This is a genomic window from Microbacterium sp. W4I20, from assembly GCF_030816505.1.
In the GTDB taxonomy this organism is placed as follows: domain Bacteria; phylum Actinomycetota; class Actinomycetes; order Actinomycetales; family Microbacteriaceae; genus Microbacterium.
Genome location: NZ_JAUSYB010000001.1, coordinates 3,647,473 through 3,671,534, shown reverse-complemented (window position 1 = coordinate 3,671,534; position 24,062 = coordinate 3,647,473). Strand labels below are relative to the sequence as shown.

The window sequence follows — 24,062 nt, the reverse complement described above, 5'->3', positions numbered from 1 at the left end:
GGTGACGTGTCCGAGCGGCCGAAGGAGCACGCTTGGAAAGCGTGTGTTGTGCAAGCAACCGCGGGTTCGAATCCCGCCGTCACCGCCAAACGTCAGAAGGGTCTCCGCGCCAGCGGGGGCCCTTCTGACGTTTATCGAGCACTGGGGACTCGGCGAGTACCGCGGACGCCGGTGGACGACGGTCCTGCTGCCTGTGCACCTTCGTCTGTCCGCCGAAATGAGGACAGACAGGTTGCACTGAGTCGAGATACCTTCAGGTCCACCGTGTCGGCCACCGGAGCTCAACGCCCGCCGGGCACATCGCTGGAGGAAATCGCATGACCCCCGTTCCCACACCGCCGCAGACGCCGGCGCCGAATAGTTTCCTGACCGCTGTCTCTCAGTGGCCGGTCTGGGGGATTCCCGCGGTTCTGGTCGGAACGCTGCTGACCATCTTGCTGCTCGTCTTCGTGATCACGCCATTCCTGCTGCGGCGCAGGATGATGCGAAAGGCCACCCTTGACGACGCGAAGAAGTACCGCCTTACGAAAGAGCTCCTCACTTATGTGAAGGAGCAGTCTCCGTCACGGGGCAACCCCGTCGGACTGGGACGGTTCTGGCGCGGCCAGAAGATGTCGGCACCGAACAAGTTCGTCGTCCTCGATTCGCTGTTCGAGAAGAAGATCCTTCACCCGGCATACTCTGGTGATCCCGCGAGCAACTTCTTCCAGGTGCTGTGGTGGAGTGTCCTCGCCCGCCCGCCGGTATACGTGAAGCTCAGCGACCGCGACTGGAACCAGCTCGCCAACGGGCAGCCGATCAACATCGCCATCGAGACTCTCATCGGAAAGCAGAAGATCGCCAAGCAGAAGAACATCGACGTCAGGGTCGGAGACACCTCCCAGAGCGCCGTGGCGATCGGCGATCACGCGAAGTCCAAGAACCGCACGTCACGTATCGAGACCCTGACGCCCGACCAACTGTCGTTGCTCATCACGGCTCTCAGGTCCGATGTTCGCTCCATGCCACAGGACCATACGGATGCCGAGGAAGCGGAGTCGGCAGCTGAAGCCCTGGAAGCCGACCTCAATGCGGGCCGACTGTCCAGCGCAGCCAGGAAAGCCAACGTGCTCTTCGACTTCATCTCGAAGGGCACCGGCGCCTGGAGCGCGACGATGACGGTGTTGAGGGGGCTGGGCATAGGAGGCTGATCCAACACCCGGGTGGCTGCGTCTCCGGCTTTCGTCGACCAGCGGGAAGGTTTCTTCAGTCCGTCTGCGGGAACCGCACTCCGTACAGCTGCCCGCCGGGTGCGGACTCCAACCGGTGCATCCCGATCCGCTCGTAGAAGGCGGCGGCGCCGGCGTTCTTCGGGTCGATGCCCAGGTGCAGCCCGGTCACGCCGCGGCGCGTCAGCTCGGCGAACAGCGTCTCCATCAGGCGTCGCCCGAACCCGTGGCCCTGCGTCTCGGGCAGCAGGTCGATGTGCAGGTGCGCCGGGTACTCGGCGGCGTTCGGCTCGATCCCCGGCATCCGGGTGTAGCCGTAGTCGACCATGTGGTCCTCGCGCGTGGCGGGCTCTTCCGGTCGCGGGAACCGCTCGCGCAGCGGCGGCCACCACTCGTCGCGGAACCAGGTGTAGAACGCGTCGGTGTCGTCGGTCGCCACGATGTAGCCGATCGCGCGTCCGTCGTCGGTCTCGACCACCCAGCAGAGGTCGGGATGCCGCTCGGCGTAGGGAACCGCGAACAGGTCGCCCCACAGCGAATCGTCCGAGAGGATGCCGGTCGCGTCACCGCCCGCGTCGGCCGTCTTCACGCAGATCCCGTACAGGGCTGAACGATCCGTCGGACGGTAGGGGCGGATGCTCGGCACGAGGTCTCCTCAGGTGGTTCGGGGAGCCCTCAGCCTATCGGGGACCGTCTCGCCCTTCCGCCGCTGCGCCCAGGGCAGCAGCCAGGCGGCGAGCACCAGCACGACGCCCGCTCCGACGAGGGCTCCGCCGAGGGTGTCGCTCGCCCAGTGCACCGAGAGGAAGGTGCGCGACAGCGCCATCGCCAGGATCCAGACGGCGCCGACGATCGCGGTCCACGCCTTCGGGAACAGCACCCAGACGACGAGGGCGATGGTCGCGGCGTTGGCCGTATGCCCCGAGGGGAAGGAGCCGTAGTCGCTCAGGACCAGCATGTCCTCGGGGCGGGCGCGTCCGAAGAGCTGCTTGAGCAGCTGCACGGCCCCGGCGCTCAGCGCGAAGCAGATCGCCGCGAACAGGGCGCCCCGCCAGCGGCGGGCCAGCAGCAGCGCCAGTATCGCGAGCAGGGGGACACCGAGGATCGCGACCCACCCGCCGCCGATCCAGTTCAACGCCAGCGCGAAGCCGTACATCCAGTCGCCGCGGACGCTCGCGACCGTCTCATTCCACCACTGATCGAGGGCCGGCGGCTCTTCGAAGCCGAACACGATCGCGGCTCCCAGAGCCGTGGCGAGCGCGAGACAGCCCACACCCCACCAGAGAAGCTTCCGCCTGTTCATCGTCCCATTCTGTCGGAAGGACCCTGAATGCTCAGGGAGCTAGACCCTGAACGCTCAGGGAGTGAGCATGCCCACGGTGCGCGGGCGCACGACGAACCACAGCGAGAGGAGGCCGATCACGGCGCATCCGACCATCACGGACGCCATGGTCGTGGCGGTGATCCCGGCATCCTTCGAGATCCAGCCGACCACCGGCGAGATCAGCCCGGCGACACCGAAGTTGGCCGCGCCGAGGATGGATGCCGCGGTGCCGGCCGCCTTGCCGTGCCTGTCGAGCGCCAGCACCTGCACGTTCGGCAGGGTGAACCCGCAGGCGGTCATGAACACGAACAGCGGCACGACCGTGCCCCAGAGGCCGAGGCCGAGTTGGTCGGTGACGATGATCGCGACGCCCGCGAGCAGAAGAACGGCGGTCGAGTAGGCCAGCACCCACTGCGGACCGAAGCGCGCGGCGAGCCGCGATGCGACCTGCACACCCGTGACCACGCCGAGCGAGTTCACCGCGAAGAGTAGCCCGTACTGCTGGGCATCGAGGCCGTGCGTCTCCTGGAAGAGGAAGGGGGATGCCGACAGGTACGAGAACAGTCCGGAGAAGCTCATGCCGCCGATGATGAGCACCCCGATGAACACGCGGTCCGACAGCACGGAGCGGTAGCGCTGCAGCATCGAGGCGCCGCCGCGTCCTTGGCGTCGAGCCGCGGGCAGGGTCTCGGGGACGAAGATGATCGCCGACACCAGCATCACGATGCCGTAGACGGCGAGCACGCCGAAGATGCCGCGCCAGGGCATGAGGGTGAGGAGCCAGGAGCCGATCAGCGGGGCGACCACCGGCGCGACGCCCGACACGAGCGCGAGCCGGGAGAGCATCACGACCAGGCGCTTGCCGCCGAACAGGTCCCGCACGATAGCCATGGCCACGACGCCGCCGGCCGCCGCGCCGATGCCCATGAGCACCCGCGAGGCGCTGAGCAGTGCGAGGTCGGGAGCGAAGGCAGCTGCGAAGCTGGCGAGCACATGCAGAGCCGTGACGGCGATCAGCGGAAGGCGTCGACCGACCTTGTCGCTCAGCGGTCCGACGACGAGCTGGCCGACGGCGAAGCCGATCATCGTGCCGGTGAGGGTCAGCTGGATCGCGGCGGACGTGGTCTGGAAGTCCTCCTCCAGCACCGGGAAGGCCGGGAGGTACAGGTCGATCGTGAACGGTCCGAGCGCCGTGAGCGCGCCGAGCAGGATGATGTAGAGCGTTCTGCGGCCGAGGGAGATCGCATCTCCCGGGTGCAGCATGATCGGCGCGGTCGCCGGATTGCTCCCCAGGGTGCGGATGGCCCCGGTGGGAGTGGACGTGCGGATGCTGCCGGTCGCCGTGCTTTCGGGCTGCGGGGTCGTCGGGGTGGGGTCAGTGCGTGGAGCGTCGGACACGACGGTCCTTCCGGGTCTGGCTGAGGGCGCACGAGATCGAAACGATTCGAACGGGGGAAGGGTCCATGCTATCGGAGTCGTCCTCCGACCGGGCTCCTCAGAACCGGGACCCGCCCACCTCAGACCCGCTGATCAGCGACCGACGCGGGCGATCCCCTGCTCCAGATCCGCGATCAGGTCGGAGACGTCCTCGATGCCGACCGACAGCCGCACCACATTCTCCGGAACCGCGAGCGGAGTGCCGCGCACCGACGCGTGGGTCATGTCCGGCGGGTAGCCGATGAGCGACTCGACCCCGCCCAGCGATTCCGCGAGCTGGAACAGCGAGGTGCTCTCGGCGAAGGCCCGCGCGGCATCCGCACCGGCGGCGAGCCCCAGCGACAGCATCCCGCCGAATCCGCTCATCTGCCGCGCCGCGATCTCGTGCCCGGCGTGCGACTCCAGGCCGGGGTAGTACACCTGCGCGAACTCGGGGCGCCCCTGGGCCCATTCGGCGATCGCCTGCGCGTTCTCGGAGTGCTGCCGCACGCGCACCGCGAGCGTCTTGATGCCCCGGGTGGTGAGCCACGCGTCGAAGGGCGCCGAGACCGCGCCGACCGCGAACTGCTGGAACTTCACCTGGTCGTAGAAGCGGTCGTCACCGAAAACCACTGCCCCGCCCAGCACGTCGGAGTGTCCGCCGAGGTACTTCGTCGTGGAGTGGATCACGAGGTCGGCGCCGAGCGAGAGCGGCTGCTGCAGCGCGGGCGACGCGAAGGTGTTGTCCACGACCGCGATGGCCCCTGCCGCGTGGGCGATCTCGGCGATCTGCGCGATGTCGACGATCTTCAGCAGCGGGTTGCTCGGGGTCTCCAGCCACACGATCTTCGTCTCGGGACGGATCGCGTCCCGGATCGCCGCGACATCGCCGAGCTCGACCGTGGTCGTCTCGATCCCCCACGGCGCGAGCACCTTGGTCAGCAGTCGGTACGTGCCTCCGTAGGCGTCGTTGCCGAGCAGGATGTGATCGCCCGGCTTGAGGATGCCGCGCAGCAGCGCATCTTCCGCGGCGAGGCCCGACGCGAAGGACAGCGCGTGCGCTCCACCCTCGAGCGCGGCGAGCTGCGTCTCCAGCGACGATCGCGTCGGGTTGGCCGCGCGGTTGTACTCGAATCCCTCGCGGAATCCGCCGATGCCGTCCTGCACATGCGTCGATGCCTGATAGATCGGCGGGATGATCGCGCCGGTGACGGGGTCGGGCGCCTGGCCGGCGTGGATGGCTCGGGTGGCGAAGGAGTGCTCGGACATGCTCCTCAGCCTACGTGCGGCCGGTCGACCCCGGCCGACCCGTTACGTCGCGCGTCAGCGGGACAGGTACGCCAGCAGATCCTGACGGGTGAGCACGGTGTGCGGCTTGCCGTCTTCCGTGACGAGCAGCGCATCCGCTTCGGCGAGCGCGGCCCGCGCCTGCGCGACGGAGGCGTGGATGCCGACGAGCGGCAGCCGCTCCTCCACGTGCGCGCCCACCGCATCGGTCGGTTCGGCCTCGCCGCGGAACAGCAGGTCGAGCAGCCCCTTCTCGTCGACTGTTCCGACGACCTCGCCCATCATCACCGGCGGCTCGGCGCTCAGCACGACGAGCTGCGAGACGTCGTACTCGGTCATCATCCTGATCGCCTCGAGCACGGTGTCGGTCGGATGCGCGTGCACGAGATCCGGCATGGGATGCGGTCCCTCGGCCTGGCGCACGGTACGGGCGGCGAGCACGTCGGCGACGGTCTCCCCTTCTTCCACGTCGCTGAAGCCGTATGAGCGCATCCAGCCGTCGTTGAAGATCTTGCCGAGGTAGCCGCGGCCGCCGTCCGGCAGCAGCACGACCATCACGGCATCCGCCGGCAGTTCGCGCGCGACGCGCAGCGCGCCGACCACCGCCATGCCGCTGGATCCTCCCACGAGGATGGCTTCCTCCCTGGCCAGCCGACGGGTCATCGCGAAGGACTCCGCGTCGCCCACCGCCACGATCTCGTGCGGGATGCTCGGGTCGTACGCTCCGGGCCAGATGTCCTCGCCCACACCCTCGACGAGGTACGGGCGTCCGGTGCCGCCGCTGTAGACGCTGCCCTCGGGGTCGACGCCGACGATGCGTACGCGGCCATCCGACACCTCGCGCAGGTAGCGGCCGGTGCCGGTGATGGTGCCGCCGGTGCCGACCCCCGCGACGAAGTGGGTCACCGTCCCGTCGGTGTCGCGCCAGATCTCGGGGCCCGTCGTCTCGTAGTGGCTGCGCGGACCGTTCGGGTTCTCGTACTGGTTGGGCTTGAACGCGCCGGGGATCTCCCGGGTCAGCCGATCGCTGACGCTGTAGTACGACTCCGGGCTGTCCGGGGCGACCGACGTCGGGGTCACCACGACCTCCGCGCCGTAGGCCCGCAACACGTCGATCTTGTCCTCGCCGACCTTGTCGGGCACCACGAAGACGCACTTGTACCCGCGCTGCTGTGCCACCAGGGCCAGGCCGACGCCGGTGTTCCCGCTGGTCGGCTCGACGATCGTGCCACCGGGCTTCAGGTCTCCCGATGCCTCCGCGGCATCGATGATCCGCGCGGCGATGCGATCCTTCGACGACCCTCCGGGGTTCATGTACTCGAGCTTGACGAGCACCGTGCACGCGACGCCCTCGGTGACGTGCTGGAGCTTCACGAGGGGCGTGTCGCCGACGAGGTCGACGATCGAGTCTGCGTACTTCATGACTTCAGGGTACGGGGACGGATGCCGCGGGCGGGGCCATGTTGCGCCGCCCGCGGCATCCGTCCTTCGTCTCGCTTCGCTCGAAGCGCGGTCCCTGAGCCTGACGAAGGGCCGGTCCCTGAGCTGACGAAGGTCAGCCCTTGGTGGACCCCGCCAGGAGCCCGCGCACGAAGAACCGCTGCAGTGAGAAGAACACGATGAGCGGAACGATGATCGAGACGAACGCGCCGGCCGTGAGGAGGTACCAGCCCTCACCGCGACCGGTGATCTCGGCGAGCACCTTCGTGATCGGGGATGCCGCCCCGTCGGCGAAGACGAGCGCGACGATCAGGTCGTTCCAGACCCACAGGAACTGGAAGATCGCGACCGAGGCGATCGCCGGCATCGTCAGCGGCAGCACGACCCGGAAGAAGATCTGGCCGCGCGAGGCGCCGTCGACGCGCGCGGCCTCGATGATCTCGCCCGGGATCTCCGACATGAAGTTGTGCAGCAGGTAGATCGCCAGCGGCAGCGCGAACATGGTGTGGGCGAACCAGACCTGCGCGTAACCGCCTGCGACGTCGAGGCCCAGCGTCACCTGGACTCCGAAGAGGTTGATCCCCCGCGAGAACGACGACAGCAGCGGCACGAGCGCCATCTGGATCGGCACGATCTGCAGCGCGAACACGAAGATGAACAGCGCGTTGCGCCCCTTGAACTCGATCCACGAGAAGGCGTACGCCGCCATGGCCGCGATCATCAGCGGGATGATCGTGGCCGGGATCGTGATCACGATGGAGTTGAAGAAGGATTCGAGGATCGTCAGCTGGGTCGTGCCCGACTCCAGCACAGCCCCGTAGTTGTCGAGGGTGAACTGCGGGTTGGTGAAGATCGTCCACCAGCCCGACGTCTCGATCGCTTCGCGCTCGCGGAACGACGAGATGAACAGCCCGACCGTCGGGATCGTCCACAGCACGGCGATGACGATCGATGCGACCGTCGCCCAGGGCCGGCTGAGGCGCTTGCGCGCACGCCCGGCCGAGGCTTCGAACCTGCCGCCGGTCGTGATCGCCTTCGTGCTGGCCGTGTTCTCTGACTTCATGGTGTCGGTCATCGGATCTCCCGCTGCTTCTTGATCTGGCGCGCGTTGTAGATGACGATCGGCAGCACCAGGATGAACAGGATGACGGAGAGCGCAGCACTGCGTCCCGCCTCGAACTTGGAGAACTGCGTGTACATCTCGTTCGCGAGCACCGAGGTCCCGTAGTTTCCACCGGTCATCGTGCGCACGATGTCGAACACCTTCAGCGAGGCGATCGAGATCGTGGTGAGCACGACGATGAGCGCCGGGCGGATCGAGGGGATGGTCACCGACCAGAACCTCTCCCAGGCGTTCGCACCGTCGAGCTCTGCGGCCTCGAGCAGCTCCTGCGGCACGCCCTTGATGGATGCCGAGAGCACGACCATCGCGAAACCGGTCTGCACCCAGATCAGCACCACGATGAGTGCCAGGTTGTTCCACGGCCCGTTGAGCAGGAACTGCTGCGGCTCGCCGCCGAACCACACCAGGATCTGGTTGAGGAGGCCGATCTGCTCGAACTCGCCGCCGCGGTAGGCGTAGACGAAGCGCCAGATGATGCTCGCGCCGACGAACGAGATCGCCATCGGCATGAAGACCAGGAGCTTGTAGATCTTCTCGCCGCGGGTCTTGTCGATGAAGACGGCGTACGCGAGACCGATGAGAGTCGACAGCGTCGGGACGAGCAGCACCCAGACGATCGTGTTCACGACCGATGAGACGCCGTCGGACTGCGTGAAGATCCAGAGGTAGTTCGAGAAGCCGACGAAGTCGCTGCCGGTCGAGTTCCAGAACGACGCGTACACGGTCTGGATGGACGGGAGGATGAGCCCGGCCAGAAGCAGCAGCATCGCCGGAGCCATGAAGGCGACCAGCTGGATGAGGTAGCCCGCACCGTCGCGGGACCGATAGTCGAGGAAGAAGAACACGGCGCCGACCGCGACCGCCACGCCCATCGCCCAGTAGTAGGAGTTGAAGAACCACATCACCCCGAGCGGGATGAGCAGGCACATCGCGAGGCGGATGCCGGTGTAGAGCGCACCCTTGCGGGGCGCGATGTCGACGAGAAGCAGGATCACCACCACGACCACCGCGAATGCGATGACCACGGCGATTGCCTGGAGGATCGGCGGAAGTGACCCGATCCATTGGAAGAACACAGTCGCGTTCACGGATTCCCCTTCATGGGACGGAGCTGATCATCGACCGGAGCGTCAGTGCGCCGGCCGGGTGTGAGAAGGAGGGCCGCCCACCAGGGCGGCCCTCCTCATCCGATCAGCTGGAAGGCCAGCCGGTCTGGATCTGCGTGAGCACGTCGTCGGTCGAGGTCCCGTTGACCCAGGCCACGATGCCCTTCCAGAACGTGCCGGAGCCGACCGCACCCGGCATCTGGTCCGAACCGTCGAAGCGGAACGTGACCTCGTCGTCCTGGAGGAGCTTGATCGACTCCTGCAGGATCGGGTCCTTGACGACGTCGAGGTCGAGGCCCTTGTTCGCGGAGGTCACGCCGCCGAGTGCGAGGCGGCTGGTCGCCCACTCCGGGCTGGACAGGTACTCCAGCACCTTCTGCGTCGCCTCGTCGTCGCTGAACGCGCCGACGATCTCGCCACCACCGGTGATGAGCGTCTCGTCCGCGTTCGTGCTCGGCATCAGGAACGCCCAGACGTCGCCGTCCTCGGCGAAGTTCGTGCCCTCGGGGTAGAAGCCCGAGAGGAACGAAGCCTGGTGGGTCAGAGCGCATTCGCCGCTGGCGACCTTCGCGGCCACGTCACCGAACGCGGTCGAGTTGATCGAGCGCACGTCGCCGAGTCCGGCGTTGACGTACTCGGGGTTCAGGAGGATCTCACCGGTCGCGTCGAACGCTTCCTTGATCTGCGGGTCGGTGAAGGGGATCTCGTTCTTGACCCACTGGTCGTAGACGTCGGTACCCGCGTTACGGAGGACGAAGTCCTCGATCCAGTCGGTGCCCGGCCAGCCGGTGGCGACTCCCGATTCGAAGCCGGCGCACCACGGAGCGGCGCCGCTCTTGTCCTTGATCGTCTGGGTGAGCGTCATCAGCTCGTCCAGGGTCTTCGGCTCTTCGACACCCCACTCGGCGAACTTCGCCGGCGAGTACCAGATCCAGCCCTTGACGCTCGCCATCAGCGGTGCGCCGTAGAACGTGCCGTCGTAGGTGCCGAAGTCGACCCAGCCCTGGGTCCAGCCCTCTTCGGCGTTCTTCTTGACGGCATCCGGAGCCGGCTTCAGCAGGTCGCGCGATGCGTAGTCGGCGAACAGACCCGGCTGCGGGAAGATCGCGATGTCGGGCGGGTTGCCGCCCTGTGCGCGGGTGCCGAGCTGCGTCTCGAAGTCCTGGCTGCCCTCGTACTTGATCTTGATGTCGTTCTCCTTCTCGAAGTCCTCCCAGGACTGTGCGAGAAGTTCCGCCTCACCCTCCACGATCGTGCCGTAGATCGTGACGGTGTTGTCGCCGCCTCCGCCACCGCCTTCGCCGCCTCCGGGAGCACCGCCCGGAGCACCGCAGGCAGCAAGTGTGATTCCCGTCACGCCCAGCAGGGCGAGCGGCACGAGCCGCCGTGAACGCTGTGACAGAGTCATGTGAATTCTCCTCTTCGAGTACATGGTTCCTCCCTCATCCGACGCCACCCCTGGCGTCGTTCAGGAACCGATTCCAGGCCAACCTACTTGCCTTTCGACGCCCCGCACAATAAGCAACGGTCACAAGCTCGCAACCTTTCGGCCGCATCGTCGTCGCCTCATGGGAGCGCTCCCTCGAATCGGTTGTGGAACCGGTTCCTTTTCTCACTCGTAACGGCTACGCTGTGACCCGGCACGCGTCCGCGCGTCGCCACTCGCGTTGCAGCGTGGGCAGGTCGAGGAGGACCGATGAGCACGATCGCGGATGTCGCGGCACGTGCCGGCGTGTCGAAGGCGACGGCCAGTCGCGCGCTGAGCGGGAACGGCTACGTCTCCGCAGAGACCCGGCTCCGCGTGGAGGATGCAGCCCGCGGCCTTTCGTACGTCGCGCACTCGTCCGCAACCAGCCTCGCGACCGGGCGGACGCAGACCGTCGGCGTCGTCATGCCGCCCGTCGACCGGTGGTTCTTCGCCGAATTACTCGCCGGCATCCAGGAGTCCCTGTTCGCGCTCGACTACGACCTATCCCTCTACGGTGTGCCGGAAGGCTCGCGCGCCCGGGAGCGACTGTTCGATCAGGTCCTCCCCCGTCGGCGTTTCGACGGCATCATCGCCGTCGGCATCCAGCCGAGCGCACGCGAGCTCGAGCGCCTGCAGCGCGCCGACCGCCCGCTGGTGAGCGTCGGACCGTACAGCGCCGGGTCGAGCGCCGTGTCGATCGACGACACGGCCGCCGCGCGCATCGCCACCGAGCATCTCCTCGACCTCGGGCACACCGACATCACGTTCATCGGCGGCTCGGCCGATGCCGCGGAGCTGAGCATCGGAGACGCCCGACGCCTCGACGGCTACCGTGACGCCCTCGACGCCGCCGGGCTCACGGCCCAGGCGCGCGTCACCCACGCCTCCCCGACCATGCCCGGCGGCTACGCGGCAGCGGCAGGGCTGCTCGGCGACCGCAGGCATCGTCCCACGGCGATCGTCGGCGTCTGCGACGAGGCGGCGATCGGCGCCGTGATCGCGGCGCGGCGACTCGGCATCGCCGTGCCCGCCGAGCTCAGCGTCGTCGGCATCGACGACCACGAGCACGCCGAGATGTTCTCACTGACGACGATCAAGCAGTCCCCGCGAGAGCAGGGGCACGAAGCCGTCCGACTGCTGACGCTCCGAATGAGCGACCCCGACGCGCCGGCGGAGCACATCGCCGCGGCATCCGCCCTCGTGGTGCGCAGCTCCACGGCCGCCCCGCGTCAGTGACCTTCCCGCACCGGGGACGCACGAAGGCCCCGGGCGGACCCGGGGCCTTCGATGAAGCGTGATCCGCCGGGACGAGACGCCGTGCGCCTCGTCCCGGACCGGATTACTTGAGGGTGACGGTCGCGCCGGCAGCCTCGAGGGCTTCCTTGGCCTTCTCGGCTGCTTCCTTGGTCGCGCCCTCGAGCACAGCCTTGGGAGCACCGTCGACGACGGCCTTGGCCTCGCCGAGACCGAGCGAGGTGAGCTCGCGAACGGTCTTGATGACCTGGATCTTCTTGTCTCCGGCAGCCTCGAGGACGACGTCGAAGGAATCCTTCTCCTCGACCTCTTCAGCAGCGCCGCCACCTGCGCCGGCAACGGCGACGGGTGCAGCAGCGGTGACCTCGAACTTCTCCTCGAACGCCTTCACGAAGTCGTTGAGCTCGACGAGGGTCAGGCCAGCGAACTGCTCGAGCAGCTCCTCAGTGGAAAGCTTCGCCATGATGTATCTCCTAATAGATGGGGTTTTGTGAAAAAGATCGCCGGACGCTTACGCGGCCTCAGCGGTCTCCAGCTTTTCGCGAAGCGCGTCGATGGTGGCGGCAGCCTTGCCCATCGTCGCCTTCATCATGCCCGCAGCCTTCGCCAGCAGAACCTCACGGCTCTCCAGCGCGGCGTACTTGCTGACCTCGTCGGCGGAGAGGGCGTTGCCCTCGAAGACGCCGGACTTGATCACGAGAAGCGGGTTGGCCTTGGCGAAGTCACTCAGAGCCTTGGCAGTGGCGACGAAGTCGCCATGCACGAACGCGACGGCCGACGGACCCTTGAGGTCGTCGTCCAGCGTGGTGATCCCGGCCTTGTTGGCGGCGATCTTGGTCAGCGTGTTCTTCACCACGGCGTACTCGGCATTCTGACGGATGCTGTTGCGCAGCTCCTTGAGCTGGGCAACCGTCAGACCGCGGTACTCGGTCAGCAGGACGGCGTTCGAGTTCTCGAATGACTTCGTGAGCTCGGCGACCGATGCATCCTTCTGCGCCATGGTCACTCCTTGGTGTGTACGAGGCGCCGCACGGTGGTGGGGCGCCGACCTCGGACCCCCTGCAAAAGAAAGAAGCTCCGGCGCAAGCGCACGGAGCTTCGAGAAGTTCGTGTCCTGCGCGGGCCCCTGCTGTGCAGAGCTTCGATCGCCTCGCACTTGCGCGCACGACGATGACCAGCGGTCTTCGGTTACGACAAGGCTACCTCACCCCACCGCCAGGCCCCAAATCGTGGCGCCGAGGGGATCACCGGCGGTCGGCGGCGCGGCCCCTGTGCCCGGCGAGGGCGTCCGCCGCGCGGATGAGACTGAGATGCGAGAGCGCCTGCGGGGTGTTCCCCGCCTGGCGGTCGTTCCCGACGTCGTACTCCTCGGACAAGAGCCCGAGGTCGTTGGTCATCGCGAGCAGTCGTGCCATCAGATCGCGGGCCTCGTCGCTGCGACCGGTCGCCGCGTACTGCTCGACGAGCCAGAAGCTGCAGGCGATGAACGGATGCTCGTCGCCGGCGAGTCCGTCGACGCCGGACTCCGTGCGGTATCGCAGCAGGAAGCCGTCACGGAGCAGCATCCGCTCCATCTGCTCGACCGTGCGCAGCATCCGGGGATCGTCGGGGGCGCAGTAGCCGACCTGCGGCAGCACCAGCAGCGACGCGTCGACCTCGGTCGAGCCGTAGTGCTGGGTGAAGTAGCCGCCGTCCGGATCCACGCCGCGCTCGTCGATCTCAGCGCGCAGCCGGTCGCGGACGGTCTCCCATCGGTCGGCGTCTCCGGCGAGACCGTGCTCCCGCACGGCACGCACCCCGCGGTCGACCGCCGCCCACATCATGACCCGGGAGTGGGTGAACCACTGCGGCTCGCCCCGGATCTCCCAGATGCCGTTGTCCGGGCGGTCGATCGAGGCGATGACCTGCTCGATGAGCGCGCGCTGCAGCGGCCAGGAGAAGTCGCCCTCCTCGAGGCACGCGATGCGCGCCGCCTCCAGCGCGACCAGCACCTCGCCGATCACGTCGCCCTGGTACTGGTCGACGGCGCCGTTCCCGATGCGCACGGGTGCCGCGCCCTCATAGCCGGGCAGGCTCGTCAGCTCACGCTCGAGCAGGTCGCGCTCGCCCGCGATGCCGTACATGATCTGCACCTCGCTCGGCTCCCCGGCGACAGCGCGGAGCAGCCAGCGACGCCAGTGGTGCGCCTCCTCCAGGAAGCCGTGCGAGATCAGTGCCTCGAGCGTCAGCGCGGCATCCCGCAACCAGACGAAGCGGTAGTCCCAGTTGCGCGAGCCGCCGAACTGCTCGGGGAGCGAGGTCGTGGCCGCCGCGACGATGCCCCCGGTGTCCTTGTTGGTGAGCGCCCGCAGCACCAGCAGCGACCGGACGACCTCGTCGCGGTGCGGGCCGTCGTGCTCGATCCCGCTCGCCCAACCCTGCCACCACGAGCGCGTCGCCGCGATGGCCTCCTCGATGTCGAGCGGCTTGGGCGGGTGCTCGTGCGAAGGGAACCAGCTGAGGGTGAGGTCGCGGGTCTCGCCCGCCGCGATCGTGAAGGCCCCGCGGTGCAGGTGATCCTCCGCGACGAGGCGCACGCCGCGCACGATCACGGCCTCCGGCCCCGCCGAGCCGCGCAGTGCCGGCTCTTCCGGCGTGCCGACCTGGCGCACCCAGGGCAGGCGCCGGGAGTAGTCGAAGTGCAGGCGGAGCTCGGTGACGAAGTCGACCTCCCCGGAGATCCCGACGATCCGGCGCACGACCTCGGTGCGCCTCGGATGCAGCGGCATGAACTCGTGCACCTCGGCGACGCCGCCCGCGGTCTCCCACCGGGTCACGAGGATGAACGTGTCGGAGATGTAGTGCCGGTGCGGCACGGCGGTGTCATCGGCGGGACGCAGGCTCCAGCATCCGTTGACCGGTGCGCCCAACAGCGCGCCGAACAGCGACGGCGAGTCGAAGCGGGGAAGGCAGAGCCAGTCGATGCTGCCCTCCAGCGACACCAGGGCTCCGGTGCGGCAGTCGCTGAGCAGGGCGTAGTCCTCGATCGGGGCGGGCATCGCCCGAGTCTGACATGTCCCGCTATGGGGAGGAGCGATTACGGTGGGTTCATGACCGATCCGACCACCCTCGTGATCTTCGGAGCCGGTGGCGATCTCGCCTCCCGTCTCCTCCTCCCCGCCCTGGGCCAGCTGCTGACCCGGGAGCCGTCCCGCGCGGTGCGGATCATCGGCGCCGACCGGGAGGACTGGACGGATGCCGACCTGGAGGCCGTGGTCCGTGCGTCCTTCGCGACGATGGATGCCGAAGTGGCGGCATCCCGCGTCGAGGTCGTCTACCGCAAGACCGACATCACCCGCGCCGACGACCTGAGCGCGCTGCTGAAGGACTGCTCGGGCCAGGTCGCGCTGTACTTCGCGGTGCCGCCGTCGATCGCCGCCGCATCCATCACCGCCATGACGCCCGACATGCTGCCCGAGGGCGCGGTGCTCGTGATGGAGAAGCCGTTCGGCATCGACGAAGCGAGCGCGCGCGCGCTGAACGAGACGCTCACCGCGCTCGTGCCGGAGAGCCAGGTGTTCCGCGTCGACCACTTCCTCGGTCGATCGACCACGCTGAATCTGCTCGGCGCCCGATTCGCGAACCGCATCCTCGAACCGCTCTGGTCGGCGGAGAGCATCGAATCCGTCGACATCGTCTACGACGAGTCGCTGGCGCTGGAAGGCCGCGCCGGGTACTACGACGCGGCCGGCGCGCTCGTCGACATGATCCAGAGCCACCTGCTCCAGGTGCTCGCGGTGCTCGCGATGGAGGAGCCCGCCACCCTCGACGAGGTCGACTTCCGCGAGGCGACCAGTGCGGTGCTGCGCGCGACCTCGGTGTGGGGCGGTGACCCGGCGAACTCGTCGCGCCGTGCCCGGTACACGGCGGGCGCGATCGAGGGCGTCGAGAAGCCGTCGTACGTCGACGAGCCGGGAGTCGACCCGGATCGCCAGACCGAGACGCTCGCCGAGGCGACGTTCGAGGTGCGCAACGCCCGCTGGGCGGGGGTGCCCTTCCGGCTGCGCTCCGGCAAGGCCCTCGGCGACCCGGCGCGGGAGATCGTCGTGCACTTCCGCCCGGTCCGGCACATCCCCACGGGGTTGACCGGATCGTCCGACGGCGCGGTGCTGCGCTTCTCGCTCGGGCCTGACCGCATGTCGCTCGAGCTGAACCTCAACGCCGCCGAAGACCCCTTCGAGCTGGAGCGCTCCACGCTCGCCGCCGACCTGGGCGAGGGCGCGCTCAAGGCCTACGCCGAAGTGCTCTCGGGCGTGCTCGACGGCGATCCGATGCTGGCGGTGCGCGGCGACGCGGCCGAGCAGTGCTGGCGGATCGTCGAGCCGATACTGCAGGCCTGGCGCCGCGGCGACGTGCCGCTCGAGGACTACGCCGCGGGCTCGGCGGGCCCCGAGTCCTGGCCCGCTCTCACCTGACCGTCCGGCCATCTGAGAGTGATCGATGCCGCTCGGCGGCGTGTACGGAGGATGACGTCGGCGGACGGGGTTAGGGTCGAGGAGTGAACCCCGAACTCGCTGCACGCATCGTCGCGGACTCGCGCGATCGAGTGGCGTGGATGCGGGCCCGCTCACGCGGCATCACCGCGACCGATGTCGCCGGGCTCACCAGCGAGAAATCGATCGCCCGGGCAGCCGACGCGAAGCTCGGCGGCGGACCGCGCTTCGGCGGCAACGCCTACACGGACCACGGGCGTCGTCGTGAACCGGAGATCGCCGCGTGGGTCGCCGCAACCCACGGCATCCTTCCGTCATCCGCACTCTTCCGCGCCGAGGTGGAGCACCGTCATCTGGCCACTCCCGACGGCATCGCCGTGGACTCCGCCGGACGCGTGAAGCTGGCCGAGATCAAGACCACCAACAAAGCCTTCCGCGGTATCCCCCGCACCTACCTCCGCCAGATCTGGTGGCAGCAGCACGTGCTCGGCGCGGAGCGCACGCTCTTCGTCTGGGAGGAGCACGTCGACTTCTCCCCCATCCACGATGAGCCCCGCTGCGTCTGGATCGATCGCGACGACCGGGAGATCGCGAAGCTGATCGGCCTCGCCACCGACCTGATCGACGAGCTCTACCGCCGCACCACCGGCCAGCAGCCGCCGACCCGCATCGCGGATGCCGCCGCGAGCCGTCGCGAGCAGCTCAGAGAGCGCGACGCGTTCCGCGCACTGGCACTGGCCGACTGAGTCACCCGGTTCACAGCAGGCCGCTGGTCACCTGTTGGTGATCGGGCAGGTCGGATCTCCGCCGAGGAGCGGTGCGTTGTACGTGATGGACGAGGCCTGCAGCGATGTCCACGATGTTGTGGTGGTGGCCCGCGCGTCGATCACCAGATTGGCTCCGAGCAGTGACCCGAGCAGCGCCCCGAGACCGCTCGTGGTGATCGTCGACGTGTACACCCCGGAAACCGGACCCGTCGTCGGCATCGTGTAGGGGTCGATGGTGCCCACCTTCCAGCGGGCGTTCGTGGCAGTGAAGCCGCTGTAGGGAACCGTCGTGGGCCATCGCCACTGAATCGTCACGACGGAACCCCCACCTACGGGCGGACGCACACACACCACGCTGATCAGCGTGGGCGGCTTCAGCTCGGCTCGGATCGTGGCCGAAGCATATTCCGGGTCCGTGAACAATGCTTCGACCGGCTGCACCGACGGCATCCCGACAACGCCGACGAGGACCGAGAGCCCGACGACTCCGGCCAGCATCCTGCGCCCGCGCCGCCCGGTCACGAGGGCTCCGCCTTCCGGTCGGCTCGCCGGAGTCGCACCAGCGCCATGGTCGCCCCCGCGAGCACGAGCACCGCGCCGCCCGCGGCGGCCCACGGGGTCGACGACGACAGACCGGTCGTCGCCAGGCCGCCATCCGGGCCGACGACCGCGCTCTCGCCCGCGCCCGCCGCATGCACTCGGAGGTCGGTGCTGCCTGCGCCGTCCGCGGGATCCAGGGTGATGGCGAGCCTCAGGTGGGCTGTCTCCGTGTCGGCGATCCGGGTGAGCGGAATCTCGGCTCCGTCACGCGGAACGCTCCAGCCGGTGCGAAGCACGGTCGCACCGCCGGGGCAACCGGTCGCAGCCCACTCTCGCGCGCACGTCGCGACGTCGAGGATGAGCCGCGCGGATCCTCGTGCGCTCACGCCGATGTGCACCACACCGGGATCCGGAGCATCGGCGCTCACCTCGACGTCCCATCGCACCGATGCCCCCGGGAGCAGACTGGACGCAGCGTCCCAGTCCGCGACCGACACCAGACGCAGGACATCACCCTGAATCACCTGCGTGGAGGGCGCAGCCCACGCGACGGCGGGCGCGAGGAGCATCCCGACGGCGGTCCCGGCAGCCAAGGCAGCGGCCACCCGTCGCGACAGGCGCGGTCTCATGTGACACCTCCGGCGACCCTGTCGCGTCGCCTTCTGCCGGAACGCGGCCAGAACGCCCAGACGACGAGCCCGGTTGCGGCCGCGGTGAGCCCGCCCAGAACCAGCGGATCACCCATTCCCACGATCAGAGTCGCGATGCCGGGAACCGAGAAGAGCACGAGGCGCACACTGGTCACCGGGTAGGGGAACGGATCATCGCCGGCGTTCGCATCACCGCGCATGGTGATGGTGCGCTCCTCGGCGCCGGAACCGGGGGTGATCGAGGTCACCCGGTGAGTCACGGGCAGCTCTCCGGGGCGGTCGACCGTGACGACGTCGCCGACGGCGATCTGGTCGGCAGGGATGCGCTGCAAGACCGCGACCGATCCGGCCGGGATCGTGGGCGACATGGATCCGGTCCGGAACATGATCAGGGTGATCTGCGCGGTGAAGGCCAGGATGACTAGGACGATGCAGATGACGCCGGCGAGCGCCGCGACCCACAGCAGCACGTCCGCGATGACGCTGCCCGCTCGGGAACGAGCCGCTCGTCCCGAGAGCCTGGGCTCGGATGCGGGCGCGTCAGTGCGGCCGAGCTGCGAGCGCAGGCTCCGTCTCGTCACCGGGGCGGTCATCACTAACTCCTCATCCTGCTGGCGCGGCCCGGACGATCATGGGATGGAGGAGGTGCCGAGCACCTGCCAGGTGAGCGTGGTGGAGGTTCCCTGAACGGCCGGATCCGCGGCAGCGATCAGGGTCACCGCGACGCAATAGTTCACCGTCGAGGCTGCGTTGGCTGCCACCACCTGGGTCGCCGTGCCGTTGGTCGCGAGCGGAGAGCTGTCCGGCACGACGGACGTCCCGGCCGCGTAGGTGGTCGAGGTGCAGGACGTGCCGGCGATGGTGCGCACGCCGTACCGCAGTGCCGCCGCGAGCCCTGTGGTCCCCGGTGCGATGGCGTTCCACTGCAGCGTGCCCGCGATCGACGGGTTCGCCGTCCGCACGCTGAACAGCGCGTACGTCGTCGCTCCGGGAGCCATCGCCGTCGGCGTCGCCACGAAGCTCAGCGCGGCCGGCGTGCCGAGGGCGGCATGGCTGGTGAACGTCGTGCCGTCCGAGGCTCCGACGATGTCGAAGCGTCCGGCCGTGAAGGTCGCGCTGGAGTACTCGGAGTCGTTCCAGGCGGCAAGAGTCGCCGTCGCACCGATCCCGAGCACCAGTCCGCCCGCGAGCACAGCACGGATCCGGCGGGAGCGCAGTCGCTTCGCCTCCCGCACGCTTCTGCGGGTGTCCATCACGGACTCAGTCCGTCGAGGTCGCCGTGAACTCCCACGTCGCCGTCGTCGCGAGTCCCTGCTCGAGGGTCGCATCGGCGGTCACGGCGAAGCACAACTGCACGGCGGTTCCGGCAGCAGTCGCCGTCGCACCTTCCAGGAGCGGAGTGGTCGTGACGCCGGCCTGGGCGTCGAGAGTCGCTCCGGTCGCGATCGGCGTGCCCACCGCGCTGGCCGCGTTGCACGTCGCGCCCGGTGCGAGTGCATAGATGGAGTAGCCGAGGTGGTCGGTGTTGGAGGTGGCTGCAGGGCTCGATGTCGTGCCGGCGGCGACCAGGTCGGCCCCGGTCGTGGTGCCGGCCGCCAGCCGTACCCAGAAGCCCTCGTAGACCACGTCACCCGGCGACATGTTCCCGACGATGTTCGCGGGAAGATCGAAGGCGAGCGTGGCCGCGGCATCTCCGTCGTCGACGTTGTGGTCGCTGTAACTCGCGTCCACGTCTCCGGCCACCGATCCCTCGAGGTTGAACGAACCGGCGGTGAATGTGCCGGTCGCGAACTCAGAATCGTTCCAGGCGGCGAGGGTCACTGCGACGCCGACGCCGAGCACGAGCCCCCCTGCCAGCACTGCGAGGACCTTGCGTCTCGTGTCGTTGATAGCCATGCGATCTCCCCCTCAGGAATCTCCACCGCGCGGATGTTCTGGGGACCGGCCATCCTCCGGAGGCCGCATCCGCGTCGGTTCCCTCAGTCTCTTCGAGAGGGTGAACGGACGACGAACGATTGCGCGCAGAGCCATGCTCCAAGATGCGCAGGAGGTATCGATCTGATCTCGACGAAATGGTTGACGATTGTCAACGACGTGCATATAGTTGACGAAGTTCAACCATCTTGCCTGCGCCAGAGCCGTCGCTGCATCCACCCGCGACTCACGAGAGGTCACGCATGACCACCGACTCCCCCGCCAAGATGACGCATCGCCAGGTGCTCGAGGCCCTCACCGGACTCCTGCTCGGCATGTTCGTCTCGATGATCGCCACGACCGTCGTCTCGACCTCGATGCCGGTCATCGTGCACGACCTCGGCGGCGACCAGGCCGCCTACACCTGGGTGATCACCGCCACGCTGCTGACCACGGCGATCTCCACACCGATCTGGGGCAAGCTCGCCGACCTGTTCAATCGCAAGCTGCTCATCCAGCTCGCGATCGTGATCTTCGTCGGCGCCACGGCCGCAGCCGGCTTCGCACAGGACACGAACACCCTCATCGCGTTCCGCGCCCTCCAGGGCATCGGCGGCGGCGGCCTCGCAGCCCTCAGCCAGGTCATCATGGCCGACATCATCAGCCCGCGTGAGCGGGGCCGGTACATGGGTCTGTTCGGTGCGGTCATGGCCGTCGCCACCGTGGGCGGACCGCTCCTCGGAGGCTGGATCACGGATGCCGCCAACTGGCGCTGGAACTTCTTCGTCTCCCTGCCCTTCGCGGTCGCCGCGCTGATCATCCTGCAGAAGACCCTGCACATCAGCACCGCCCGCACCCGCAAGGCCTCGATCGACTACACCGGCATCGTGCTGCTCTCGGCAGCCGTCTCGCTCATCCTCATCTGGATCACCAACGCCGGTTCGACCTTCGACTGGTGGGGCACCGAGACGGTGCTGATGGTCGGCGGAGCCGTCGTCGCGACCATCGCCTTCATCATCGTCGAACTCAAGGTGCGCGAGCCGCTGATCCCACTCTCCCTGTTCAAGGGGCGCACTTTCACCCTGTCGGTGCTCGCGTCGATCTCGATCGGCGTCGCCATGTTCGGCACCGCGGTCTACCTCGCGCAGTACATGCAGCTCGCGCGCGGCGCCACGCCCACCGAGGCCGGCCTCATGACGCTGCCGATGATGGCGGGGCTGCTGATCGCCTCGATGGTCGTCGGGCAGCTGGTCACGCGCTTCGGCAAGTGGAAGGGGTACCTGATCCTCGGCTCCCTGCTGCTGATCGCCGGCTCCGTGACGCTGTCGACTCTGCACTACGACACGAACTTCGTCCTCGTCTCGCTCTACATGTTCATGATGGGCGCGGGCGTCGGCATGACGATGCAGAACCTCGTGCTCATCGTGCAGAACGTCGCCAAGCCCAGCGAGATGGGCGTCGCGAGCTCGGGCGTCACCTTCTTCCGCAGCCTCGGCGGCACTGTCGGCGTCTCGGTCATGGGCGCCGTACTCGCGAACAGCCTCACCGGACTGTTCACCGACGGCAAGGAGCGCCTCGGCGCGGCCATCGGGCAGCTCGGCGAGAAGGGCGCAGACGTCGCGGCGCAGCTCTCCAGCGGCACGCTCCCCGAGGTCCGGCTGCTGCCGGAGCCTGTTCGCTCGATCGTGGAGGACTTCTACGCGCAGGCCATCGCGCACTCGTTCCTGATCGGCATCCCGCTCGCGGTGATCAGCCTGATCGCGATCCTGTTCCTGCCGAACCGTCCACTCACGACCCTGACGACGAGCGAACGCGCGACGGCGGATGCTGCGAATCCGGCATCCGGCAGTGCCGTCGACGCCGCCTCCGACGTGGCGATCGCCGATGCGACCGCGCTCTCGGGTGCGACGACCGGCACCGTCACCGTCGTGGGCGGGACGAACGACCGTCGAGGCGACGCGGCATCCGATGACCGTCGCTGAGCACGACTCCGACACTCCCGAGGCGCGGGCCGCAGCGGTCCGCGCCCTGGAGGCGGAGTTCGGCGAGCTGATCACGCACTTCCGGCGGCTCATCCTGGAGAACGCCAACCGGGTCAGTCCCGGCATGCTGCCCGGTGCCTACAAGACGCTCACCACGATCGCCCGGTGCGAGCAGGTGACGTCCTCGACGCTGGCCGAGCGGATGCTGATGGACAAGGGCCAGGTCAGCCGCGCCGTGCGCGAGCTCGAAGACCTCGGCCTCGTCGAACGGTCGCCCGATCCCAGCGACGGCCGCTCCTCCCTGCTGCGACTCACCGACCTCGGTGCGGAGCGCCTCGCGGAGGCACGGCTGCCGCAGGAGGGCATGCTGTTGCGGACGCTGCAGGACTGGAGCGTCGACGACATCGGCAACCTCTCGCGGCTGCTGCACGCGCTCGGCGCCGGCCTCGGTCCGGCTGCGGAGTAGTCGCGCGGCGCCGAACACTCACGGCTGCAACACGCGCGTAGCCTCCGCGGCGATCTCCTCGGCGATCGTGTCGAGAAGGTCGGAGCGCAGGTTCCACTGCTGCCAGTAGAGCTTCACCCGGAGCGTCGGACCACCCAGCGAGACGAGTCCCGCCGACTCCTGCGGACGCGGGAGCATCCCCCACCCGAGGCCGAGCTCCACGGCCAGTGCGTAATCGTGGGATGCCGGGACGTAGTGCCGCGGCACGCCCTGATGTGCGACGCCCTGCGCACCCAGCCACTCGTGCTGCAGGGCGTCGCGCCGATCGAAGTCGACAAACGGTGCGACTGCCAGCGCCTCCGCGGTCACGCCCGCCGCGAACCAGCGCTCAGCGAACCCCGGCTCGGCGAACGCTCGATATTCGAGCACGCCGAGCGGGGCGACCGTGCATCCGGCGACCGGAGTCTCCTCGCTCGTGACGGCGGCCATCACCGCGCCCGACTCCAGCAGCCGCGCGGTGAAGTTCTGATCGTCGCGATGCAGGTCGAAGTCGATTCCCTGCGACGCAGAGAGCCGCGCCAGCGGAGCCAGGAACCAGGTGGCCATCGAGTCGGCGTTCACCGCCAGCGGCACGGTGATGCGCTGGGCTCCTCCGCTGTCGTCGATGCCGACTCGCGACAGCGCGTCGTGCTCGAGGAGGGCGATCTGCCGCGCGAGACGAACCACCGCCTCTCCGGCCTCGGTGAGTGTCGCGGGCTTCGTGCGCACCACGAGGATGCGGCCGAGCTGCTGCTCGAGCGTCTTCAGCCGCTGGCTCACCGCCGACGGAGTGATCCGCAATCGGCGGGATGCCGCATCCAGTGTTCCTTCGTCGGCGACGGCGGCGACGGTGGCGGCGAGTTCCGGATCGATCATCACATTAGCGATGCTAACGGTTCGGAAGGAATCATCGCTGGTGCTGATGCTCGTGCTTTCCTACGCTGAGACCATGCTCTCCGTTCTCGCCGGCCTCGGTCTCGGCCTCTCCCTCATCGTCGCCATCGGCGCGCAGAACGTTTTCGTCTTACGTCAAGGGATCCGGCGCGAGCATGTGCTGGCCGTCGTCGCGATCTGCGCGATCTCCGACGCCGTCCTGATCTCATCGCCGGAGTAGCCGGTCTCGGCTTCGTCATCTCGGCCGCGCCCTGGCTCGTCGTCGTCGCTCGATGGGCCGGTGCGCTCTTCCTGCTGACGTACGGCCTGCTCGCCGCCCGACGCGCATGGACCGGCAGCGAAGGGGCCCTCGATGCGGACACGACGGATGCCGCGGCATCCGCCACTACCCCGGCGTCCGGCGGCGCCACGACCCTCCGGCGCACACGCCTCGCCCCGGTGGTCCTGACCGTCCTCGCCCTCACCTGGCTCAACCCGCACGTCTATCTCGACACGGTGCTGATGCTCGGGTCGATCGCCGCCACGCACGGCGAGGAGCGCTGGCTCTTCGCCGCCGGTGCGGTCGCCGCCAGCATCCTGTGGTTCACCGCGCTGGGGTTCGGCGCCCGCTATCTCGGCCGCTGGCTGCGCACGCCGCGTTCGTGGCGCGTGCTCGACGCGGTGATCGCCGTGGTCATGATCACGATCGCCGTGAGCCTCGTGCTCCCGGTGCTCGGGGACTGAATCCCGAGGC

The 24,062-nt window shown here is 68.4% G+C and carries 23 protein-coding genes, 1 tRNA gene and 1 pseudogene; 8 read left to right on the top strand and 17 right to left on the bottom strand.

Features of this window, described 5'->3' with window-relative positions:
- A tRNA-Ser gene (locus QFZ21_RS17855) sits at positions 1-88 on the top strand.
- 229 nt (positions 89-317) lie between these two features.
- Complete coding sequence (locus QFZ21_RS17850; RefSeq protein WP_307380216.1) at positions 318-1,190, top strand: hypothetical protein; 873 nt, start codon at positions 318-320, stop codon at positions 1,188-1,190.
- Between the two features lie 55 nt (positions 1,191-1,245).
- On the opposite strand, the gene QFZ21_RS17845 is transcribed toward QFZ21_RS17850, so the two are convergent.
- From QFZ21_RS17845 to QFZ21_RS17810, 8 genes are all read right to left on the bottom strand, one after another.
- Positions 1,246-1,854, bottom strand: a complete 609-nt coding sequence (locus QFZ21_RS17845) for a GNAT family N-acetyltransferase (RefSeq protein WP_307380214.1) — start codon at positions 1,852-1,854, stop codon at positions 1,246-1,248.
- A 9-nt stretch (positions 1,855-1,863) separates the two neighbouring features.
- Entirely contained in the window at positions 1,864-2,511 is a 648-nt protein-coding gene (locus tag QFZ21_RS17840; protein ID WP_307380211.1) for a phosphatase PAP2 family protein, read from the bottom strand.
- 54 nt (positions 2,512-2,565) lie between these two features.
- A complete protein-coding gene (locus tag QFZ21_RS17835) occupies positions 2,566-3,930 on the bottom strand; it encodes a multidrug effflux MFS transporter (RefSeq protein ID WP_373426028.1) in 1,365 nt (454 codons plus the stop codon).
- Between the two features lie 132 nt (positions 3,931-4,062).
- On the bottom strand, positions 4,063-5,217 hold the full coding sequence (locus QFZ21_RS17830) for a cystathionine gamma-synthase (RefSeq protein WP_307380209.1): 1,155 nt from the start codon (positions 5,215-5,217) through the stop codon (positions 4,063-4,065).
- 54 nt (positions 5,218-5,271) lie between these two features.
- Positions 5,272-6,657: a cystathionine beta-synthase gene (locus tag QFZ21_RS17825; RefSeq protein WP_307380206.1), complete on the bottom strand. Its 1,386-nt coding sequence runs from the start codon at positions 6,655-6,657 to the stop codon at positions 5,272-5,274.
- Positions 6,658-6,790: 133 nt separating this feature from the next.
- On the bottom strand, positions 6,791-7,750 hold the full coding sequence (locus QFZ21_RS17820) for a carbohydrate ABC transporter permease (RefSeq protein WP_307380203.1): 960 nt from the start codon (positions 7,748-7,750) through the stop codon (positions 6,791-6,793).
- Complete coding sequence (locus QFZ21_RS17815; RefSeq protein ID WP_307380202.1) at positions 7,747-8,886, bottom strand: carbohydrate ABC transporter permease; 1,140 nt, start codon at positions 8,884-8,886, stop codon at positions 7,747-7,749. Before QFZ21_RS17815 ends, QFZ21_RS17820 begins: the two co-directional genes overlap by 4 nt.
- A gap of 103 nt (positions 8,887-8,989) precedes the next feature.
- A complete protein-coding gene (locus QFZ21_RS17810) occupies positions 8,990-10,312 on the bottom strand; it encodes an ABC transporter substrate-binding protein (RefSeq protein ID WP_307380199.1) in 1,323 nt (440 codons plus the stop codon).
- A gap of 288 nt (positions 10,313-10,600) precedes the next feature.
- Between QFZ21_RS17810 and QFZ21_RS17805 the strand changes: the two genes are divergently transcribed.
- Positions 10,601-11,608 carry a LacI family DNA-binding transcriptional regulator gene (locus QFZ21_RS17805; protein ID WP_307380196.1) on the top strand — a complete coding sequence of 336 codons (1,008 nt, stop codon included), beginning with the start codon at positions 10,601-10,603 and terminating at the stop codon, positions 11,606-11,608.
- 103 nt (positions 11,609-11,711) lie between these two features.
- On the opposite strand, the gene rplL is transcribed toward QFZ21_RS17805, so the two are convergent.
- The 3 genes from rplL to QFZ21_RS17790 form a co-directional block, all read right to left on the bottom strand.
- Complete coding sequence (gene rplL / locus QFZ21_RS17800) at positions 11,712-12,089, bottom strand: 50S ribosomal protein L7/L12 (RefSeq protein WP_046013469.1); 378 nt, start codon at positions 12,087-12,089, stop codon at positions 11,712-11,714.
- Between the two features lie 48 nt (positions 12,090-12,137).
- Positions 12,138-12,626 carry a 50S ribosomal protein L10 gene (gene rplJ, locus QFZ21_RS17795; protein ID WP_307380193.1) on the bottom strand — a complete coding sequence of 163 codons (489 nt, stop codon included), beginning with the start codon at positions 12,624-12,626 and terminating at the stop codon, positions 12,138-12,140.
- 244 nt (positions 12,627-12,870) lie between these two features.
- The gene (locus QFZ21_RS17790) at positions 12,871-14,664 is read right to left on the bottom strand and encodes a glycoside hydrolase family 15 protein (RefSeq protein ID WP_307380192.1); all 1,794 of its coding nucleotides are present in this window, start codon (positions 14,662-14,664) and stop codon (positions 12,871-12,873) included.
- A 51-nt stretch (positions 14,665-14,715) separates the two neighbouring features.
- On the opposite strand from QFZ21_RS17790, the gene QFZ21_RS17785 reads away from it, so the two are divergent.
- Complete coding sequence (locus QFZ21_RS17785; protein WP_307380190.1) at positions 14,716-16,080, top strand: glucose-6-phosphate dehydrogenase; 1,365 nt, start codon at positions 14,716-14,718, stop codon at positions 16,078-16,080.
- Between the two features lie 83 nt (positions 16,081-16,163).
- Positions 16,164-16,844 carry a YqaJ viral recombinase family protein gene (locus QFZ21_RS17780; protein WP_307380189.1) on the top strand — a complete coding sequence of 227 codons (681 nt, stop codon included), beginning with the start codon at positions 16,164-16,166 and terminating at the stop codon, positions 16,842-16,844.
- 27 nt (positions 16,845-16,871) lie between these two features.
- Here QFZ21_RS17780 and QFZ21_RS17775 read toward each other — a convergent pair whose 3' ends face one another.
- The 5 genes from QFZ21_RS17775 to QFZ21_RS17755 are packed head-to-tail and all read right to left on the bottom strand — an operon-like array spanning position 16,872 to position 19,951.
- Positions 16,872-17,387, bottom strand: coding sequence for a hypothetical protein (locus QFZ21_RS17775; RefSeq protein ID WP_307380187.1), 516 nt, complete (start codon positions 17,385-17,387; stop codon positions 16,872-16,874).
- Positions 17,384-18,034, bottom strand: a complete 651-nt coding sequence (locus tag QFZ21_RS17770) for a hypothetical protein (RefSeq protein WP_307380185.1) — start codon at positions 18,032-18,034, stop codon at positions 17,384-17,386. Before QFZ21_RS17770 ends, QFZ21_RS17775 begins: the two co-directional genes overlap by 4 nt.
- The gene (locus QFZ21_RS17765) at positions 18,031-18,648 is read right to left on the bottom strand and encodes a signal peptidase I (RefSeq protein WP_307380183.1); all 618 of its coding nucleotides are present in this window, start codon (positions 18,646-18,648) and stop codon (positions 18,031-18,033) included. Before QFZ21_RS17765 ends, QFZ21_RS17770 begins: the two co-directional genes overlap by 4 nt.
- 36 nt (positions 18,649-18,684) lie before the next feature.
- Positions 18,685-19,308, bottom strand: a complete 624-nt coding sequence (locus QFZ21_RS17760; protein ID WP_307380180.1) for a SipW-dependent-type signal peptide-containing protein — start codon at positions 19,306-19,308, stop codon at positions 18,685-18,687.
- Between the two features lie 7 nt (positions 19,309-19,315).
- Positions 19,316-19,951 (bottom strand): SipW-dependent-type signal peptide-containing protein, encoded by a 636-nt coding sequence (locus tag QFZ21_RS17755; RefSeq protein ID WP_307380179.1) that lies wholly within the window; start codon positions 19,949-19,951, stop codon positions 19,316-19,318.
- Between the two features lie 281 nt (positions 19,952-20,232).
- Here QFZ21_RS17755 and QFZ21_RS17750 point away from each other — a divergent pair, with 281 nt between their 5' ends.
- Together QFZ21_RS17750 and QFZ21_RS17745 are read left to right on the top strand one after the other, a co-directional pair.
- On the top strand, positions 20,233-21,951 hold the full coding sequence (locus tag QFZ21_RS17750) for an MDR family MFS transporter (protein WP_307380177.1): 1,719 nt from the start codon (positions 20,233-20,235) through the stop codon (positions 21,949-21,951).
- On the top strand, positions 21,938-22,417 hold the full coding sequence (locus QFZ21_RS17745; RefSeq protein WP_307380175.1) for a MarR family winged helix-turn-helix transcriptional regulator: 480 nt from the start codon (positions 21,938-21,940) through the stop codon (positions 22,415-22,417). The genes QFZ21_RS17750 and QFZ21_RS17745 overlap by 14 nt, the downstream gene beginning before the upstream one ends.
- An 18-nt stretch (positions 22,418-22,435) precedes the next feature.
- On the opposite strand, the gene QFZ21_RS17740 is transcribed toward QFZ21_RS17745, so the two are convergent.
- Positions 22,436-23,314 carry a LysR family transcriptional regulator ArgP gene (locus QFZ21_RS17740; RefSeq protein WP_307380173.1) on the bottom strand — a complete coding sequence of 293 codons (879 nt, stop codon included), beginning with the start codon at positions 23,312-23,314 and terminating at the stop codon, positions 22,436-22,438.
- 70 nt (positions 23,315-23,384) lie between these two features.
- On the opposite strand from QFZ21_RS17740, the pseudogene lysE reads away from it, so the two are divergent.
- Positions 23,385-24,052 (top strand): annotated as a pseudogene (gene lysE / locus QFZ21_RS17735) (L-lysine exporter).
- Positions 24,053-24,062: the final 10 nt, after the last annotated feature.

What these genes read in the sequence shown, in the direction of transcription:
- QFZ21_RS17850 (WP_307380216.1), top strand. Translation starts at nt 318, where the DNA reads ATGACCCCCGTTCCCACACCGCCGCAGACGCCGGCGCCGAATAGTTTC.
- QFZ21_RS17840 (WP_307380211.1), bottom strand. Translation starts at nt 2,511, where the DNA reads ATGAACAGGCGGAAGCTTCTCTGGTGGGGTGTGGGCTGTCTCGCGCTC.
- QFZ21_RS17830 (WP_307380209.1), bottom strand. Translation starts at nt 5,217, where the DNA reads ATGTCCGAGCACTCCTTCGCCACCCGAGCCATCCACGCCGGCCAGGCG.
- QFZ21_RS17825 (WP_307380206.1), bottom strand. Translation starts at nt 6,657, where the DNA reads ATGAAGTACGCAGACTCGATCGTCGACCTCGTCGGCGACACGCCCCTC.
- QFZ21_RS17820 (WP_307380203.1), bottom strand. Translation starts at nt 7,750, where the DNA reads ATGACCGACACCATGAAGTCAGAGAACACGGCCAGCACGAAGGCGATC.
- QFZ21_RS17810 (WP_307380199.1), bottom strand. Translation starts at nt 10,312, where the DNA reads ATGACTCTGTCACAGCGTTCACGGCGGCTCGTGCCGCTCGCCCTGCTG.
- QFZ21_RS17805 (WP_307380196.1), top strand. Translation starts at nt 10,601, where the DNA reads ATGAGCACGATCGCGGATGTCGCGGCACGTGCCGGCGTGTCGAAGGCG.
- rplL (WP_046013469.1), bottom strand. Translation starts at nt 12,089, where the DNA reads ATGGCGAAGCTTTCCACTGAGGAGCTGCTCGAGCAGTTCGCTGGCCTG.
- rplJ (WP_307380193.1), bottom strand. Translation starts at nt 12,626, where the DNA reads ATGGCGCAGAAGGATGCATCGGTCGCCGAGCTCACGAAGTCATTCGAG.
- QFZ21_RS17790 (WP_307380192.1), bottom strand. Translation starts at nt 14,664, where the DNA reads ATGCCCGCCCCGATCGAGGACTACGCCCTGCTCAGCGACTGCCGCACC.
- QFZ21_RS17785 (WP_307380190.1), top strand. Translation starts at nt 14,716, where the DNA reads ATGACCGATCCGACCACCCTCGTGATCTTCGGAGCCGGTGGCGATCTC.
- QFZ21_RS17770 (WP_307380185.1), bottom strand. Translation starts at nt 18,034, where the DNA reads ATGAGACCGCGCCTGTCGCGACGGGTGGCCGCTGCCTTGGCTGCCGGG.
- QFZ21_RS17765 (WP_307380183.1), bottom strand. Translation starts at nt 18,648, where the DNA reads ATGACCGCCCCGGTGACGAGACGGAGCCTGCGCTCGCAGCTCGGCCGC.
- QFZ21_RS17760 (WP_307380180.1), bottom strand. Translation starts at nt 19,308, where the DNA reads ATGGACACCCGCAGAAGCGTGCGGGAGGCGAAGCGACTGCGCTCCCGC.
- QFZ21_RS17755 (WP_307380179.1), bottom strand. Translation starts at nt 19,951, where the DNA reads ATGGCTATCAACGACACGAGACGCAAGGTCCTCGCAGTGCTGGCAGGG.
- QFZ21_RS17750 (WP_307380177.1), top strand. Translation starts at nt 20,233, where the DNA reads ATGACCACCGACTCCCCCGCCAAGATGACGCATCGCCAGGTGCTCGAG.
- QFZ21_RS17745 (WP_307380175.1), top strand. Translation starts at nt 21,938, where the DNA reads ATGACCGTCGCTGAGCACGACTCCGACACTCCCGAGGCGCGGGCCGCA.